17 protein-coding genes are annotated in these 17272 nt (G+C 47.1%); 1 reads left to right on the forward strand and 16 read right to left on the reverse strand.

The window, feature by feature from the left end:
• Positions 1–18: 18 nt before the first annotated feature.
• Complete coding sequence (locus CS921_RS06355; RefSeq protein WP_099222232.1) at positions 19–2523, forward strand: transglycosylase domain-containing protein; 2505 nt, start codon at positions 19–21, stop codon at positions 2521–2523.
• 204 nt (positions 2524–2727) lie between these two features.
• Here the strand turns inward: CS921_RS06355 and CS921_RS06360 are convergent, their stop codons facing one another.
• The 16 genes from CS921_RS06360 to CS921_RS06435 all read right to left on the reverse strand — a co-directional run bounded on the left by CS921_RS06360 (position 2728) and on the right by CS921_RS06435 (position 17218).
• Positions 2728–3219 (reverse strand): YpoC family protein, encoded by a 492-nt coding sequence (locus CS921_RS06360; RefSeq protein WP_099222233.1) that lies wholly within the window; start codon positions 3217–3219, stop codon positions 2728–2730.
• Positions 3212–3871 (reverse strand): endonuclease III, encoded by a 660-nt coding sequence (gene nth, locus CS921_RS06365; RefSeq protein WP_099222234.1) that lies wholly within the window; start codon positions 3869–3871, stop codon positions 3212–3214. Before nth ends, CS921_RS06360 begins: the two co-directional genes overlap by 8 nt.
• 11 nt (positions 3872–3882) lie before the next feature.
• On the reverse strand, positions 3883–4602 hold the full coding sequence (locus CS921_RS06370; RefSeq protein ID WP_099222235.1) for a DnaD domain-containing protein: 720 nt from the start codon (positions 4600–4602) through the stop codon (positions 3883–3885).
• Between the two features lie 151 nt (positions 4603–4753).
• A complete protein-coding gene (gene asnS / locus CS921_RS06375) occupies positions 4754–6046 on the reverse strand; it encodes an asparagine--tRNA ligase (RefSeq protein ID WP_099222236.1) in 1293 nt (430 codons plus the stop codon).
• 12 nt (positions 6047–6058) lie between these two features.
• Positions 6059–7240, reverse strand: coding sequence for a pyridoxal phosphate-dependent aminotransferase (locus CS921_RS06380; RefSeq protein WP_099222237.1), 1182 nt, complete (start codon positions 7238–7240; stop codon positions 6059–6061).
• A gap of 18 nt (positions 7241–7258) precedes the next feature.
• Positions 7259–7780, reverse strand: coding sequence for a cell wall elongation regulator TseB-like domain-containing protein (locus CS921_RS06385; RefSeq protein WP_099222238.1), 522 nt, complete (start codon positions 7778–7780; stop codon positions 7259–7261).
• A 72-nt stretch (positions 7781–7852) separates the two neighbouring features.
• Positions 7853–10642: an ATP-dependent DNA helicase DinG gene (gene dinG, locus CS921_RS06390; RefSeq protein WP_099222239.1), complete on the reverse strand. Its 2790-nt coding sequence runs from the start codon at positions 10640–10642 to the stop codon at positions 7853–7855.
• A gap of 30 nt (positions 10643–10672) precedes the next feature.
• Positions 10673–11053, reverse strand: a complete 381-nt coding sequence (gene panD, locus CS921_RS06395) for an aspartate 1-decarboxylase (RefSeq protein ID WP_099222240.1) — start codon at positions 11051–11053, stop codon at positions 10673–10675.
• Positions 11050–11898: a pantoate--beta-alanine ligase gene (gene panC / locus CS921_RS06400; RefSeq protein WP_099222241.1), complete on the reverse strand. Its 849-nt coding sequence runs from the start codon at positions 11896–11898 to the stop codon at positions 11050–11052. Before panC ends, panD begins: the two co-directional genes overlap by 4 nt.
• Positions 11895–12734 carry a 3-methyl-2-oxobutanoate hydroxymethyltransferase gene (panB, locus tag CS921_RS06405; protein ID WP_099222242.1) on the reverse strand — a complete coding sequence of 280 codons (840 nt, stop codon included), beginning with the start codon at positions 12732–12734 and terminating at the stop codon, positions 11895–11897. Before panB ends, panC begins: the two co-directional genes overlap by 4 nt.
• Positions 12735–12918: 184 nt before the next feature.
• A complete protein-coding gene (locus CS921_RS06410; RefSeq protein WP_099222243.1) occupies positions 12919–13380 on the reverse strand; it encodes a DUF6568 family protein in 462 nt (153 codons plus the stop codon).
• Between the two features lie 151 nt (positions 13381–13531).
• Positions 13532–14506 carry a biotin--[acetyl-CoA-carboxylase] ligase gene (locus CS921_RS06415; RefSeq protein ID WP_099222244.1) on the reverse strand — a complete coding sequence of 325 codons (975 nt, stop codon included), beginning with the start codon at positions 14504–14506 and terminating at the stop codon, positions 13532–13534.
• Positions 14487–15671, reverse strand: a complete 1185-nt coding sequence (locus CS921_RS06420) for a CCA tRNA nucleotidyltransferase (RefSeq protein ID WP_099222245.1) — start codon at positions 15669–15671, stop codon at positions 14487–14489. The genes CS921_RS06415 and CS921_RS06420 overlap by 20 nt, the downstream gene beginning before the upstream one ends.
• 18 nt (positions 15672–15689) lie before the next feature.
• Complete coding sequence (gene mgsA / locus CS921_RS06425) at positions 15690–16100, reverse strand: methylglyoxal synthase (protein ID WP_099222246.1); 411 nt, start codon at positions 16098–16100, stop codon at positions 15690–15692.
• A 15-nt stretch (positions 16101–16115) separates the two neighbouring features.
• Positions 16116–16886 (reverse strand): 4-hydroxy-tetrahydrodipicolinate reductase, encoded by a 771-nt coding sequence (dapB, locus tag CS921_RS06430; RefSeq protein ID WP_240422321.1) that lies wholly within the window; start codon positions 16884–16886, stop codon positions 16116–16118.
• Entirely contained in the window at positions 16886–17218 is a 333-nt protein-coding gene (locus CS921_RS06435) for a nucleotide pyrophosphohydrolase (protein WP_099222248.1), read from the reverse strand. The genes dapB and CS921_RS06435 overlap by 1 nt, the downstream gene beginning before the upstream one ends.
• Positions 17219–17272: the final 54 nt, after the last annotated feature.

The following is a 17272-nucleotide window of genomic DNA, read 5'->3' on the forward strand; positions in this document are numbered from 1 at the left end:
AAAGGAGAGAGATTTTTAATGGCAGAAAAACCGCAAACAAGATCTCAGTATCGCAGCCAGCAAAACTCGAAGCAGCGCAGCAAAAAAGATCAGCTGCCGGTCAAAAAGAAGCGTCACATTGGCCGCACGATCGTCAAAACGATTTTCTTCGTTGGTTTGTTTTGTGCCTTCTTCGGCATTGCAGCTGGGGCCGGTCTTTTCTATAGTTATGCAAAAGACGCGCCAAAACTGACTGATTCCAAATTGCGTGACCCTGTTTCGTCAAAAATCCTAGATAAAGACGGAAACGTTTTTGCAGAAGTAGGTGCAGAAAACCGGGACTACGTGGAATATGCAGATATTCCGAAAACACTGGAGGACGCGATTTTATCCACCGAGGATAACCGCTTCTATGAGCATGACGGGATTGACCCGATTCGTCTCGTTGGTGCTGTTATCGCAAACTTCCAAAATGGATTTGGCGATCAAGGTGGTAGTACCTTGTCCCAACAAATCATCAAAATGAGTTATCTGGATTATACGGATAAATCACTTGCACGGAAAGCGCAGGAAGCTTGGCTGGCACTTCAATTAGAAGAGAAATACAGCAAGCATGATATTATCGAAATTTATGTCAATAAAGTTTACATGTCAGATCGCACATATGGCATGCAGACGGCAGCAGAGCATTATTACGGCAAAAGCCTGAAAGATTTAAGTCTTGCTCAGACGGCCCTGATCGCCGGAATGCCACAAAGTCCGAACAACTATAATCCTTATGATCATCCGGACGCTGCAAAAAAACGGCGCGACCTGGTGCTCACGAACATGTACAACAACGACAAAATCACAAAGCAAGAAATGAAAGACGCTCAGGCAGTGGATATTAAGGATGGGCTTCAGTCACAAGAAAAACGTGAGGAACCTTCCTATAAATACGACTCCTATGTCACACAGGTATTGAGCGAAATTCCTGATAAATACGATGTTTATAAAGACGGCTTAACGATCTATACATCCCTCGATCAGGATGCCCAGCAGTATACCGAACAAATGATGAATTCCAATGATATTGTCAGCTTTACGGACGACAAGATGCAGGCCGGAGTGGTCGTGATGGATACGAAAACTGGTCGTGTTCAAGCGATTGGCGGCGGACGCAATCAAAATGTCACCCGCGGCTACAACTATGCGACGCAGCTCGAACGACAAGTCGGCTCCACGATGAAACCTATTGCAGATTATGGACCGGCAATCGAGTATCTCAACATGTCCACCGCTCAAATTATCAAAGATGAGCCTTACACCTATAGCGGCGGTACAGAGATCAACAACTGGGATCACAGCTATCAAGGCGACATTACCATGAGGCAGGCGCTTTATGAATCACGGAATATCCCAGCGCTGAAAACACTGCAAGCCGTTGGAACTGACAAAGCTATGCAGTTTACCGACAAGCTGGGCTTTGATTATGATGAGTTTCCTGAGTCCTATTCGATTGGTGCGAACTCCTCGAACCCGCTGCAAATGGCTGGTGCTTATGCCGCATTCGGAAACAAAGGAGTCTACAACAAGCCGCATACTGTCACGAAAATCGTAACAGGTGATGGCGATGAGATCGATATGGAACCGAAGAGCAGCGTGGCGATGAAAGAATCGACCGCCTATATGATTTCCGATGTACTCAAAGATGTTATTTCAAAAGGTACCGGTACTTCAGCTGCCGTTTCTGGCGTTCCTGTTGCTGGTAAGACGGGGACAACAAACTTTGATTCAAGTGCTCAAGCGAAATACAATTATCCAAGCGGTGCAGCCCGTGATTCCTGGTTTGTAGGTTATTCGACCAATTATACCGTTTCCGTCTGGACGGGGTATGATGATATCGAAAACTACCTCTCTTCCAGCGAACAAAAAATTGCCCAGCGCATGTTCTCTAAAGTCATGGGACATGTCTCAGAAGGCAAAGAAACAGCTGACTTCAAACAACCAAGCAGCGTCGTTTCTGTTCCAATTCTAAAAGGCAGCAATCCACCTGTGAAAGCAGCAGATGGCACAGCTAGTGAAGATATGACGACCGAACTGTTTGTTGCTGGAACTCAACCAACTAAAACAGAAATGTCTTCCTCAGCGAAGAAAGCGAAAGAAGACGAAGAAAAAGCGAAAAAAGAAGAGGAAGAAAAGAAAAAACAGGAAGAAGAAGCTAAGAAGAAAGAAGAGGAAGAGAAAAACGCCACTCCAGGCACCCCTGCTGGTCTAACTGCCAAGTATGACACGACCAGCAAGCAAATTACGGCCAGTTGGACAGCCGTGGATGGTGCCGAAAGCTATGATGTAACCGTCAATGGGCAGACAACCTCTGTCACTTCAACTTCTATCACTGTTTCCGGCGGTACGCCAGGATCGACCATTACAATCAGCGTTGTGGCGAAAAAAGGCGATAAGTCCAGCTCAGCAGCCACGGCGACTGTCACGATTCCGCAGGACAGCAATACAGATTCCTCTAATCAAGACAGTAGCCAGACAAACAACCAGAATAGCACATAATAACGAAGTAAAGCGAAGTGATAGCTGGCCGTTTCCCAAAGATTGCAAGACTACTTTGGGAAACGGCCCCCTCCTCACTTCGCTTTTTTTCATCAAAAAAACCTGTCAGTACTGATCGAAATTGCCCCACTCTCCTAAATGTTAGATGTTTAGTTCTAACACTTGGAGACGGTACAAAAATCAGTTACTGACAGGTTTTATTTTTTATTCTGCTTTGGCAATCAATTTACGCTGCTCGAGCATAAGCTCTTTTAACTGGGTATACCCTAAGAAGGTATGCGCTCGATCAAAGCAGTACATAAGCCGCTCTTCTAAGTTAAGCGGCTTGATTTCAAGCGTTTTAAGCTGTTCTTCCAAATCGGTCAATTGCACAGGGCGATGATTACTCCAAAATAAGATGGAGAGAAAAATCCCCAACGCATCGGTAACGCTTGACGGATTCGGTTTTTCTTTATTTTCAAGCGCCGTTTCGATTTCCTCAAGGAGTACTTTCATATGTTTTTTCAGGCGGCGGCAGGCTCGGTCTGTCTCCTCGTGCCACGGCATAATCCCAGCACCTTTTGTATAAAACATCTGCTCCTGCCAAAACGGTACTCCGCTGACAAAAAGAGATGCTTCATCCAGCTCGTTCATCACGATGTCTGGCGAGCGAAACCTCGCATGTGTTAATTCTGGGGCGTACTTAAATTCAGCCATCAAATCCTCTCGCTTTCGCTTGTTTCTTTCCTTCACGACAAAGGTGGAGCAGCGGACAAGTAGGACATTCCGGCTTCCTCGCCTTGCAGTGATATCTACCGAAGAAAATCAAATAGTGATGGGCATCCGACCACATTTCTTCCGGCAATTTCTTTTTGAGGGTTTCTTCCACTTGGACGACGGAGTCTTTCCAGCGGCAAATGCCCAGCCTTTTTGATACCCGTTCGACATGTGTGTCAACAGCAAGTGCTGGCACGCCAAAACCAACGGACAAGACAACATTGGCCGTTTTTCGCCCTACACCAGGCAGACTTTCCAGCTCGGCATGCGTTTTGGGAACCACGCCGCCAAACTCAGTCAACAGTTTCTTGGACAAGGCTTGAATATTTTTCGCCTTGTTACGATAGAGACCGATCGAGCGAATATCAGCTTCCAATTCAGCAAGCGGGACGGCCAGATAGTCTTCCGGCTCATGATATTTTTCAAAAAGATCGGCTGTCACCTTATTCACCAGCACATCCGTACATTGGGCAGATAAAACAACCGCGATTAAAAGTTCAAAGGTATTTTTATGCACCAGCTCACAGTGGGCCGCTGGAAACATTTTGGCCATTTCATTGATACAATCAATGGTTTGTTGTTTAGTCAGCATCTACCTTACTCTCACCCTTTTCTTTTCTCCAGCCAATCATAAAACGGAATGCTGTCCGAGCTTTGTTTAAATGAGCCCGGCGCTTTGGTTCCAGAATCCGATCCGCCACTTTGATGGAAGCTTTCCGCTATCTTTCGAGCATCCTCGACGGTTTTCACGCCTTCTTTTGTCCAATTCAGCAGGATGCGGTCAATATAACGAAAACTTAATTTAGACGAAATGACCGCCTCTTTCAAGGCTTCCTTTATAAGAGCCGGTGCCACGTGATCCTGATCCAGCCATGCCGAGAGCGTTTCAGCTTCAATTGGCGATAGCGGCCGACCAAATTCGCTTTCAAATAAGCGGTACAGATTGGTCTCCTCTTTGACCTGCTGATTAACACGCCCCGTCAGATCTTTTTCCTCATAAAGCAGCCACAGCTTTTCCCAAAGCGGCTCAAGAGAATAGGCCTCCGTCAAAATCTGCCGCTCTTCGTGATGCGTCAGCGCAAGAAAACCGCGCGCAATGAGCGTCTCGATCAGCTTCATGATCTCACTTTGACTCAGTGTCATCCGAATCGTCAATTCTTCTACGGATGGGAACGGATTGCCAGCTGCCCGGTACGACTCGATTTGGATCAGCAGCATCACTTCCATTTCATTCAAAGACAGCACTTTATAATTCGCCAGCAAAACCTGCGAAATTGATAGTTGCCCTTCTTTGATCCATTCCTGCATAATTTTTTGCTCCATCAAAAAACACCTCACTGTAAAAGTATATCATGATTTTGCCCGAAAGTTGGCGATTTTTATTTAAAATTTCCGTAAGCCTTACAAATTTTTAAAATCGACACAAAAAAAGACACATCCCACAATAGGAGATGTATCTTTTCGCTACGATTTATCAAGGATATAGACGGTTCAAAAGACGTGGGAATGGAATTGTTTCACGCACATGCTCTGTTCCTGAAATCCAAGCCACCGTCCGTTCAAGCCCTAAGCCAAAACCAGAATGCGGCACAGAACCATAGCGAGCTAGATCAATGTACCAGCTGTATGCTTCTTCATCCAGTCCGAATGCTTTGATCCGTTCCAGTAAAACATCCAGTTCATGAATACGTTCAGAACCACCGATAATCTCACCGTAACCCTCTGGCGCAATCAAATCAGCACAAAGGACAACTTGGTCATTCGTTGGATCTTCCGGCATGTAAAACGGCTTGATCGCTTTTGGATAATGCGTGATGAAAACCGGTTTTTCAAAACTGTCAGCAATCGCCGTTTCATGAGGTGCACCAAAATCGTCGCCCCATTCAATATCGTCAAAGCCTTGTTTCTTAAGCAGCTCGATTGCTTCTGTGTAGGTGATCCGCGGGAATGGTGCCGTCATTTTTTCTAGATGCGTTGTATCGCGGCCCAGACGTTCCAATTCAAGCGTACAATGATCCAGAACAGATTTCACTAGAAAAGCCACATACTGCTCTTGCACTTCCAAGCTGTCGGCCAATTTATAGAAAGCCATTTCCGGCTCGATCATCCAAAATTCGATCAGATGGCGGCGCGTTTTCGATTTTTCAGCCCGGAAAGTCGGTCCGAATGAAAACACCTTGCCAAATGCCATCGCTGCCGCTTCCATGTAGAGCTGACCGCTTTGAGAAAGAAAAGCATCTTCGTCAAAATATTTCGTGTGGAAAAGCTCCGTCGTCCCCTCAGGCGCACTTCCCGTTAAAATTGGCGGGTCGATCTTCATAAAGCCTTCCCGGTTAAAGAATTCATACGTAGCCCGAATGATCTCATTCCGGATTTTCATGATCGCATGTTGCCGATTTGAACGCAGCCATAAATGACGATGGTCCATCAAAAATTCAGTTCCGTGTTCTTTCGGTGTGATCGGATAGTCATGCGATTCGGAAATCACCTCAATGCCCGTCACAGCCATTTCATAGCCAAACTTCGAGCGGGTATCTTCATGGATTTCACCTGTGACAAAAAAGCTGGTTTCCTGTGTGAGGCCTTTCGCCTGTGCAAAAATCTCTTCGGAAACCTCCGCTTTGACCACAACACCCTGCATGAAGCCCGTACCATCACGAAGCTGCAAAAAGGCAATCTTACCGCTTGAACGTTTATTAGAAAGCCAAACGCCGATCGTTACTTCTTGATTGACATAATCTTTTGCCTGATTAATCGTTATTTTCACTTTGTACACTCCCTAGTTTTCCATAAATTCTTTGATTCTCACAAGTGCGGCTCCGAAAAGCTCCGGATCTGTCGCATAGGAGAGGCGGATATATTCGGGCATACCAAATCCCGAACCCGGAATTACCGCGACTTTTGCCTGTTCAAGCAGAGCAGCCGCCAGCTCATCACCGCTTGTGAAGCCCTTCATCTGCAAGGCTTCTTCCACGTTGATAAAGAAATAAAAAGCGCCGTCCGGTTTTTTAGGCCGGAAACCCGGAATCTGCTCGATTTCCGGATAGAATTTCTCCATCCGCTCTTCAAAGGCCTGATACATTTGTTCCGGCACCGTTTGACTGCCTTCATAAGCTTCGACAGCTGCATATTGTGCATTGGCAGTCGGATTACTGGTCAAATGGTCTGCCAGTTTGCCCATCCCGGCAATTAGCTGCGCGTCTGCTGCCGCATAGCCAATCCGCCAGCCGGTCATCGAGTAGGCCTTGGATACCCCGTTAATCACCACTGTTCGTGCATACAAATCCTGATTTAGACTGGCAATTGAACAAATTTCTTCCTGTCCATAATACAGCTTCTCATAGATTTCATCTGACACGATGACCAGGTTGTGCTTAACTGCTATACGGCCGATTTGGAGTAGCTCTTCTTTCGTATAGCACATGCCGGTTGGATTATTAGGCGAATTCAGTACGACCGCTTTGGTCTTTGAAGTAATCGCCTGCTCAAAATCAGCGGCACTCAGTTTGAAATCCTGCTCAAAACCCGTTTCAACAAATACCGGCACGCCAAGAGCCAGCTTGATTTGCTCTGGATACGTCACCCAATAAGGAACGGGCACGATCACTTCATCGCCAGGATTTAGAAGCGCCTGAAAGACGGAATAAAGCACATGTTTGGCCCCAGTCCCGACAAAAATCTGGTTCGTTTCATAGGAAAGCCCCTGATCGCGAGCCAGCTTCTTGACAATCGCTTCCTTTAGTTCAGGAATCCCTGTAGAAGGCGTATATTTTGTCAGTCCTGCTTCCATCGACCGGATTGCTGCATCAATAATATTTTGCGGTGTATTGAAATCCGGTTCCCCGGCTCCAAGACCGATCACATCGATGCCCTCCTGCTTCATTTGCTTCGCTTTTGCCGTAATCGCAAGGGTGGGCGATGGGGCGACTTTTTTCACACGTTCTGATAAAGGTATATCCATGTTTCATCCTCCTACAATTTATAAGTTTTCGATTTCCCGCAGCCATTCTCCGTCTGAAAAGGTCATATCGTAATAATTCAAAGAATCATTTTTCCCAATGTAGCTGACTTCATAAAGCGGAACACCATTTTCCATGCCAAGCGTCACATTGAGAATCTTTTTCGGATGCTTTTTCTCTTCCACGATTTGTCTGGCTTTGGCTTCTGAAATGCCGTCACTCGCATATTTCACATAAACTTTACCGGATTTCTTTTCTGGGACCCAAACGATGATGTCCTTATTATCCTGATTCTTTCCGGTCAACACATAGTAGGTGGATTTAACGCCGTTGTATAGATAAAATTGATCTTGTTCTTTCAGCTCGATACTGCCGCTGATGCGATCAAGTGCTTCCTGCTTTGCCTCATCGACCGGCTTTTCTGCCGAGCGAAGATACAGGTAAGCTCCCCCTGAAATGAGGATTAGAATGCCGAGAGCTAGCAGGATCCAAAGACCGATTCTTTTTTTATTTTTTCGTCTCTGCAAGATAAATTCGCTCATTTCTATCTAAATTTGCCCACAAAGTTGCAAGCATAAAACTATTATAGCAATAGGCCTTCACTTTTTGAAGTCCTAATCATGATCTTCCGCAAAAAATTGACTGACACGTGAAAGCAGCTCGTCGCGCGGTCCTTTTTCGATTTCAACTGGCGGCAAAGACTGCAAGAAAGTTTTCCCGAACCGCGTCGTGTCCACCCGGTTGTCAAAAACAAACACCACTCCTCGATCATCTTCGCGCCGAATCAGCCGCCCAAAGCCCTGCTTAAAGCGCAGTACAGCTTCTGGAAGCGACAAGTTTTGAAAAGCATTCTCGCCATTCGCTTTTTTTAGTGCGATCTGCGCCTTGGTAAATGGATCATCTGGCGGAGCAAATGGCAGCCGGACAATCACCAGACAGCTAAGGTCCTCCCCGGGAATGTCGATCCCTTCCCAAAAACTCGAAAGCCCGAGCAGAATCGCTTTATCGAACAGTTGGAACTGCTTGGTCAGACGGGCCGAGCTTCCACTTGACAAGCCTTGCGCCAGCACGATATAGTCGGCCAGTTCCGGCGCATCTTTCATCCGTACAGCCGTTTGTCGCAGCATATCCGCCGCCGTAAACAGCACCAGCATTCGCCCATTTGTCCGCAGTGCAATCTCTTTCAAATAGTCGGTCAGAACACGTGTATACACTTCAAGCGGCGTTCCTTTAATTGGCGGCAGGTCATCCGGAATGAAGACTCGACTGTTCGCCGCATAGTCAAACGGAGATGGGATCCGCGCTTCGATTAAATCGGCCTCTGAAAGTCCCAGCGACTGCTTCGTATAGCGGAATGAATCAGCGACTGTCAGGGTTGCCGAGGTCATAATCACACTTTCCTTCTTGCCGAAAAATTCGTCCTCTAACAGCTCCTCGACTTGCAGCAGAATGCCTTTTAACGCCACACTGGAAAGCGAACAGTTTTTGTCCGCCTCAATAATGATCGTTTCAACCGGCAACTTTTGGTGGACCAGCTGATCAAGCCCGCTAGCCAGTTCTTCAAAGTCCAGCAAAAAGGCAAATACCTCTTCAATAAAGGCTGTTTCCCCCTCTTTCAGCGTTTCCTGCTCCGATTTTCCTTTTTCAAGCAGCGCCCGTAAATGAAGACAGACTTCTTGGAGGAGCGCCAACAGATTTTCCGCCAAATAATAGAGTTCCTCACCCCATTCATCACTTTGGCTACTCATGAGAAGCGCCATTTCCGTCCGCTCTTTCCGACTGGAGACCAGCTGCTTCTGCAAAGCCGCAAAAAAAGCTTCGACCGCTTCCGGCAATTTGAGCGCCGCAATATCCAAATCAAACAACCGCTCATCTGATGGGAAAACCAGATCGAGCCGGCTGAGAAGTGAATAACGTTCCAATGTGCCGAGCTGGTTCATAAAGTATTTCAGCTTGCGGTAGGATAAGCGGAAACTGCCCTGGCTTCTGGCACTTTCAGCAAAATGATGCGCTTCGTCAATGACCGCATAGGCGTATTCAGGCAAGAGCTTCCGCGAATCAAAATGATCCTTCAAAAGCAAGGCATGATTGACAATCACAAGGTCCGCCTGCTTGGCCTGTTCTAAATTAAATTTATAGAAATCATAGGGCAGCCACGGGTCGCGTTTTTCCGATAAGTACCAGCCGGTATGCTTCATCCGGTTCCAAAACAGACGACCGCCGCTCGACAAATTGACTTCATCAATATCGCCAGTCTCTGTTTCCGTTAGCCAGACAAGTAGCTTCAACTTCGTCACAACCACATCATAGGTGGGATCACGTTCTTCCAATACTTTTTCAAATTTAAACAAATTCAAATAGTGGTCGCGCCCTTTTAGCAGGGTCGTTGAAACCGGCAGCCCCGACAATTTTTGTGCTAGTCGAACGTCTTTTTGATAGAGCTGACTTTGCAATAAGTTTGTATATGTACTGATAATGACTGGCAGCTGCTTTTCTTTGGCAAAATAAAGCGATGGTAAAAAGTAGCCCAGCGATTTTCCAATTCCCGTTCCCGCTTCAATCAAGGCGTGCCGCTTCTCCTGCATGGCCTGATAGACCAGATCCATCATCTCAAACTGGCCCGTCCGCGCAAAAAGCGGTGCCCCAGCTCGTTTGAAAAGCGCTTCTTTCTCTGCAGCCTGCACAGGAAAAGCACCTGGATCCATTTTTTCAGACGGACAGACCTGCTTTTTACGAATTACAAGTCCGCGGCGCAATAAAAGCTCCTCTGAAAGCGGCAGATTTTTCCGGTCCTGCGCCATCTCCACTTCAAACAAAAGCTCCGGCAGATGATTCTTAAGCGGTTGTGCAATATTAGACATTTTGCGCAAAACCGGTAGCGGCAAGCCGTTCAGCTTTTCCAAGCAAAGTAGTAGCAGCTCAGCCGTCACGTAAGCATCACTGTCTGCCTGATGCGGCCGGTCATGGCCGAAGCCGAATTCATCCCCCAAGTCCTGCAATTTGTAGCTGTCGATTCCAGGATAAAGAATCCGCGTGAGCTCCACCGTATCCAGCTTTTGAATACGTGGCACCTTCTCACCAGCCATCTTTAGTTCTTTTTCTAAAAACGTCCAGTCAAATGCCACATTATGCGCTACAAAAATCGTATCCTCTAGAAGCGACAAAATAATGGGCGCCACATCCTCAAAATGCGGCGCCTCTTTGACATCTTGATCGGAAATCCCTGTCAGCTCCTGAATAAAAGGCGGGATCTTTTTAAGTGGATTGATAAACGTTGAATAGGTATGCTCAATCCGGCCATTTTCAACCAATACACCGGCAAATTGAATGATGCGATCTTTTCGCCCTGCCTGATTACCGGTCGTTTCCAAATCGACCACTAAATATCTTTTTGTTTTTTTCATCCGTTTCCCACCTCAGGTCCCGCAGCAGCCTTACAGCGTTGTATGCGGCTTTTCCGTCAATCTTTGTTCAATTTGATTTTTTTCGTTCAGCACGACCACTTTCGGCTGATGTTGACGCGCTTCTTCATCTGTAAAAATACCGTAGCTCATAATAATCACCACATCGCCGACCTGCACTTGCCTTGCTGCCGCCCCGTTTAAGCAGATCACACCGCTTCCACGCTCGCCAGCAATGATATACGTCTCAAAACGTGCCCCATTATTGTTATCGACAATCTGGACTTTTTCATTTTCAAGCATGTCCACTTCTTCCAAAATCGCGGCATCGATCGTAATGCTTCCCACATACTGCAAATTGGCTTCCGTAACAGTCGCTTGGTGGATTTTGCCATTCATCATCATTCGATTCATTTTCCCGCCCCCTTCACTGTGAAAATCTCGTTGTCAATCAGGCGAGCCTTGCTATACTGCACCGCGATGGCTAAAATCAGGTCCGCACTTTCATGCAGATTCTCATCAAAGCCAGGGAAGCTGAGCAGCGCCAGATAATCAATCGATCGAGCCGTTTCGCCCAGCACTTCGCGTACCGCCTGATAAGCCTTCTCAACGTCCAACGTTTCTTGGTAAGCTGCTTTTCCAGCTAGCAGAGCCTGATGCAGTTTTGGCGCATCCTGCCTTTCCCACTCCGTCAGATAGACATTCCGGCTGCTTCTAGCCAGCCCATCGTCTTCTCGAACAGTCGGCACCGTGCGAATCTCCACTGGGAAGAAATAATCCGCCACGAAGTTTTTCACAACCGCGACCTGCTGCGCATCTTTTTGTCCAAAATAAGCCCGATCTGGCTGTACCAGCTGAAACAATTTTGCCAGAACCGTTACCACACCATCAAAATGCCCCGGTCGTTTTGCTCCGTCCAGCACATCTGTCCGCTTTGTCACGGTAAATTTCACAGATAGCGGCGCCGGATACATCTCTGCTGCGCTCGGCATAAACAAAAAGTCTGCACCAGCCGCCTCAGCAAGCTCCGCATCACGCGCCGCGTCACGCGGATAACTTTCAAAATCCTCTCCCGGTCCAAATTGGGTTGGATTTACAAATACGCTCACGACGACCCGCTCATTTTCCTGCCGAGCCGTACGAATCAGCGTCAAGTGGCCCTCGTGAAGAAAGCCCATCGTTGGGACAAAACCGATCTCTGCACCTTTTTCAGCTGCCAAACAGGTCGTAAGTTCTTCTACTGTACGAAGGATTTTCACTGATCTGCACCTCCGTAAAGCGCCCCTAACTGCTCTTCTTTCATGGTAAACGAATGGGCATCTGTCGGGAATTCGCCGTCTTTCACTTCTTTCACATACTGATCGAGCGCTTTTTCAATCAGCGGATCAATGTCCGCATAGGCTTTCACGAATTTGGCGCGGCGCGAAATGCCGTAACCAATAATATCATGATAGACCAGTACTTGACCGGATGTGCCTTTGCCTGCCCCGATGCCAATCACCGGAATAGTGAGAAGTGCGTCAATTCGTTCTGCTAGTTGCTTTGGAATCGCCTCTAACACCAGCATGATCGCCCCGGCCGCCTCGACTGCTTGGGCATCTTCTATCAGCTTTTTCGCTTCCGCTGCTTCTTTGGCCCGCACTTTGTAGCTGCCAGTCAGTCCTACACTTTGAGGAGTTAAACCTAAATGCGCCACAACCGGTGCACCGGCTTCCGTCAGTGCAGCAATCTTCTGTGTCACTTCTCCGGCACCTTCCAGTTTCAGCGCATGTGCACCGCTTTCCTGAATGATTCTGCGACCGTTCGCGATCGTTTCATCAATTCCGCCATGATAGGTCATAAATGGCATGTCGGTCACAACGAAAGTGTTCGGTGCTCCACGTCGCACAGCCTTGGTATGGTGGATCATAACGTCCATTGTAACTGGTACCGTCGAATCATAACCAAGCACGACCATGCCCAGTGAATCGCCGACTAAAATAAGATCCGCACCAGCCTGCTCGACATTTTTGGCAGAGGGGTAGTCATAAGCCGTAATCATGGTGATCTTTTCACCCGTTACTTTCATCTCTGAAAATTGCATTGGTGTTTTCATTTGTCATTCTCCTTTTCGTCCATGTTCTCAAACTTTAAGAATCACGGCAAAAAAATTTATTCTTCATCAGGCGGTATCGTTTCTAAAACAGAATACAATCATTGCCTGATTACCTTGTTATCTTACCATAATCTGTGCCCATTATAAAGCTTCCGAGTAGGAAAAAAGCCGATTGAATAAAACTTCAACCAGCTTGCTGATCCATCCACTTGGCCAGTTTTTTCTGACTATCCGTTGCCGAATAAGTGGACACAACTTTTCCATTCTTCAAATAAACCATCGTCGGAACCGAATCGATCGACATGCCTTCCAGTAGCTGCACCATGTCATCACGATTTTTCTCCGAAGCCTTGTCCGTATTGTAATAGGCTAATTTATCCTTGTAACCGCGGTCTGCAAGTTCTTTTTGCAAGATTGGTTGAAAAGCCTGACAATCCTCACAACTCGGCCGTCCCACATAAATAAATCCCGTTTCTTTATCTGCCATCTTTTGTTTAAAATCAGCGGTGCTAATCGTGGTTAAAAAGGATTTTGCCGCGCTCTTTGTCTCACTAGCCGCGTCGTTGTCCTTAGCTGATGGATCGGAACAGGCGAAAACTAATCCCCCTAAACCTACACACAACATTATAACGAGCCACTTTTTCATCGTATCTCCCCCTTTGTTGTCTATTGTAGCTGATTTTCCTCCAAATAGAAAAATAACAAAACTGACTTTTGAGCGAATTTTTCATATAAAAAATCACTTTCCATACAAAAAACAGCCGAAAAGCTGAATTTCCGACTGTTAAAAATCAAATTTATTCTATTTCAATATCCGCTGAATAGACCGGATGAATCTCCCCGTGATCATCTTCAATCAGCAAAACACCTTCTTCTGAGATGCCCTTGGAAATCCCTGTGATCGTCCCACGAAGCGTTGATACACGAACACGCTGCTGAAAGGGAATCGCGCGTTCTTCCCACAAAAGTTTGATGGGCTGAAACCCTTGACTGTCAAAAAGAAGATAGTATTTTTCTAAATAAAAGAGGATTGCTTGAATCAATGCCTGTCTGGAATAGGTTTTGCCGCCTTCTATTCGGAGCGAAGTGGCTTTCTCTCTCAGCTCTTCTGGAAAATTTTCCTGACCGACATTCAGCCCGATTCCGATGATCACCGCATGAATTGTTTCCGCCTCTGCTTGCATTTCGGTCAATACGCCGCAAATTTTTTTCTTGCCTAGATAAAGATCATTGGGCCACTTGATGCGCGGTTCAAGCCCGGTTATTTCACTGACGGCCTCGGAAACCGCCAATGAAGCAATAAAAGTAAATTGCGGCACACGACGAATCTCGATACGCGGCTTTAAAATCACACTCATCCAAATGCCATGACCTTTTTGGGAGTCCCATGGTCGTAAAAGCCGTCCCTTCCCCGTCGTCTGCTCATCACTGATGATGACCGTTCCGCTTTCCGCCCCATTTGAAACTTCCTGATGGGCAACCAACTGTGTAGATGGCACACTTTCATACACGTGCATCTGTTGACCGATAAAGCTGGTCCCAAGCCCAAGTTGAATGGCTTCCTTTGAAAATTGATCCTCCCGTACATGAAGACGATAGCCTTTATTACGAACGGCTTCTACGTCATAGCCTTCTTTGCGCAGGTTCTCCATGTGTTTCCAGACCGCGGTCCTCGAACAGCCAAGCAAATCGGCAATCTGCTGCCCAGAAATAAATTCATCTTGTCTTTTTCCAAAATAGGCAAGCAATTTCTCACGATTCGTTTTCGCCATAGCCTAGCCATCTCCTTATCTCCGGTTTTTCATTCGGCAACCTACCATCTACAACCGCCTGCTCCACCCGCAGTAATGTCTCGCTCAGCCATGGACCGCCTGACTTCCCGCTCCAAGCAAGCAAATCATGCCCTGTCACCTGTAGTTCGCTGCGACTGTGGATGGGCAACGCTTCATACGCCAAAAGACATGCCGCATATTCATTTTGTCCAGTCACAACCAGTCGACCGTCCTCAATCAGCGTAAAAAGAGCGCGTCCTGCCTGATAAAGATGCCACTTCGTCCACTGCTCCTCATCCATCAGAAACGCATACGCCGCTGCCACTTGCTTGATCGTCCGGTTAGGGAGCCGCCACGCTTTCAGAGCCGTTTTGACATCTGCCGGCTTTGTTGCCACCATTAAAAGCAGCCAGAGCAGCTCATCAGATGCCGCTTCTGGAAGTGTCCAGCTACTCAGTTCAAAGAGCGCTGTCTTTTTCCCGGAAAGTCCCGGCAGATAGGCTTCCATGCCCACTTCGGCGATCATTTGAACAGCACGCGAAAAGGCTTTGCCACGGTGGAGCTTCAGCCATTCAACCGTCACGCGTTCTACAGAAACATGAGCCAGCAGACTGATTTCCTCCGCTAATGCCCGAGCGGTTTTTTCTTCCAACGTAAAATCCAGCTGACTTAAAAAACGAACGGCCCGCATCATTCGCAGGGCATCTTCATGAAAACGCGCTTTCGGATCGCCCACTGCCGTAATGCTTTTCGCCTTGATGGCCTCCTGACCTTGAAAAGGATCATGAAAAGCAAAGTGTCGATCCATGGCAATGGCATTCATCGTAAAGTCACGTCGCAGCAGATCTTCTTTTAAGGAACGAATAAAAGTCACCTCTTCTGGCCGCCTAAAATCCGTATAGGTTCCCTCCGTCCGAAACGTCGTCACTTCGTAGTGCTCGCCGCCCTCACTGACCGTCACGGTTCCGTGTTTGATCCCCGTGTCATAGGTGCGAGCAAAAATCGTCTTGACCTCTTCTGGAAAAGCACTTGTCGCAATGTCAACATCACTGATTTTTCGCCCCAGCAAAAAATCGCGCACCGCACCGCCAACAAAATAGGCTTCAAATCCGGCTGCTTCAAGCTTTTCCAGTACCGGTAATGCTTGTATGAATTGTGCTTTCATAAGTGCTCCTTTCGAGCTTTAAATCTCTTCATTGTTGCGGCGCAAGTCACGCCATTCCAAAAAGCCTTCACTCAGACCGCGAATCAGCACCTCAGCCGTTCCGATATTCGTCGCAAGCGGAATTTCATAAACGTCGCATAGCCGGATCAAAGCGGTCACATCTGGTTCATGTGGCTGAGCAGTCAGTGGATCGCGCAAAAAAATCACCAGATCCATTTTGTTTTCAGAGATTTTAGAACCGATCTGCTGGTCTCCGCCAAGAGGCCCCGATTGAAAACGATGGACGCTCAGACCCGTTGCCTCCATAATGCGCAGGCCTGTCGTGCCGGTTGCATAAAGTGCGTGCTTTTCCAAAATTGGTTGATAGGCCGTTGCAAATTCTACCATCAAGTCTTTTTTTCTGTCATGTGCAATCAGTGCAATATGCATGTCAAAACGCTCCTTTTAAAGTATATTTTCAAGGCCGTAAATCAGTGTTTGATGATGGGCGGTTTCACGAATCGCCAGTGCTACACCCGACATAAAGGAGATCCGGTCGTAGGAATCATGCCGAATTGTTAGCCCCTGACCCTCTGCTCCGAAAATTACTTCCTGATGAGCCACGAGTCCGGGAAGGCGCACACTATGGATCCGCATGCCTTCATAATCAGCACCGCGAGCCCCTGGAATGGTCTCTTCTTCACCGCTTGCCCCCTGTTGGATTTTTTCCCGTGCGGCGGCCATCATTTCAGCCGTTTTGACCGCAGTTCCGCTTGGGGCATCTAATTTTTTATCGTGATGCAGCTCGATAATTTCCACATTTGGAAAATATTTCGCCGCTTTTTCAGCAAACTGCATCATCAATACCGCACCAATTGCAAAGTTAGGCGCGATCAGGCTGCCGACACCGCGAGCTTCAGCAAGTTTCGTCAGCGTTTCGATTTGTTCCGGCGTAAAGCCAGTTGTCCCAACGACCGCACGCACACCCTTTTCAATAATCGTCTTGGTATGGCTAAACGCAAATTTGGGAATCGTAAAGTCCACAATACATTCTGGCTGCACCTTGTTGATCATTTCTTCCATATCACTAAAAACAGGCACGTCAGACCCTGGAATCACTTGCTCAGTCGGATCTTTATCCAGCACGCCGACAAGCTCCATATCTTTTTCGCCGAGGACGGTTCGTACTACCTCGCTACCCATTCGACCTTTATAACCTGATACTGCTACTTTGATCATTTTGTTTCCTCCTTCTTTGTCCAGCGGTCCTTATCACGTTCGGCAAATTTCGCCATCACCATGTCATGTGCTGCTTCCAGATCTACACCGAGTGAATTCGCCATGCAAATTAGCACAAAAAGGGTGTCCCCTAGCTCTTCCTCGATTTTCTTTTCACCTTCCGAAGCTTTTTTTGGTTTTTCACCGTAGTAGTGATTGATTTCACGTGCAAGCTCGCCCGTTTCTTCTGTAATACGCGCCATCATGGCAAGCGGAGAGAAATACCCCTCTTCAAATTGTCCGATAAATTGATCGACTTGTTTTTGCATTTCCTGCATAGTTTTTGTCACGGTTTCGCCCTCCATATGATAAACTGTATGATGGAATCTATTTTATTATACAGA

Source organism: Listeria costaricensis (assembly GCF_900183385.1).
GTDB classification, from domain to species: Bacteria; Bacillota; Bacilli; order Lactobacillales; family Listeriaceae; genus Listeria; species Listeria costaricensis.

Bases quoted from the DNA above. Each gene is read 5' to 3' on its own strand.
- CS921_RS06355 (WP_099222232.1), top strand. From the start codon at position 19: ATGGCAGAAAAACCGCAAACAAGATCTCAGTATCGCAGCCAGCAAAAC.
- CS921_RS06360 (WP_099222233.1), bottom strand. From the start codon at position 3,219: ATGGCTGAATTTAAGTACGCCCCAGAATTAACACATGCGAGGTTTCGC.
- nth (WP_099222234.1), bottom strand. From the start codon at position 3,871: ATGCTGACTAAACAACAAACCATTGATTGTATCAATGAAATGGCCAAA.
- CS921_RS06370 (WP_099222235.1), bottom strand. From the start codon at position 4,602: ATGGAGCAAAAAATTATGCAGGAATGGATCAAAGAAGGGCAACTATCA.
- CS921_RS06380 (WP_099222237.1), bottom strand. From the start codon at position 7,240: ATGGATATACCTTTATCAGAACGTGTGAAAAAAGTCGCCCCATCGCCC.
- CS921_RS06385 (WP_099222238.1), bottom strand. From the start codon at position 7,780: ATGAGCGAATTTATCTTGCAGAGACGAAAAAATAAAAAAAGAATCGGT.
- dinG (WP_099222239.1), bottom strand. From the start codon at position 10,642: ATGAAAAAAACAAAAAGATATTTAGTGGTCGATTTGGAAACGACCGGT.
- panD (WP_099222240.1), bottom strand. From the start codon at position 11,053: ATGAATCGAATGATGATGAATGGCAAAATCCACCAAGCGACTGTTACG.
- panB (WP_099222242.1), bottom strand. From the start codon at position 12,734: ATGAAAACACCAATGCAATTTTCAGAGATGAAAGTAACGGGTGAAAAG.
- CS921_RS06410 (WP_099222243.1), bottom strand. From the start codon at position 13,380: ATGAAAAAGTGGCTCGTTATAATGTTGTGTGTAGGTTTAGGGGGATTA.
- CS921_RS06415 (WP_099222244.1), bottom strand. From the start codon at position 14,506: ATGGCGAAAACGAATCGTGAGAAATTGCTTGCCTATTTTGGAAAAAGA.
- CS921_RS06420 (WP_099222245.1), bottom strand. From the start codon at position 15,671: ATGAAAGCACAATTCATACAAGCATTACCGGTACTGGAAAAGCTTGAA.
- mgsA (WP_099222246.1), bottom strand. From the start codon at position 16,100: ATGCATATTGCACTGATTGCACATGACAGAAAAAAAGACTTGATGGTA.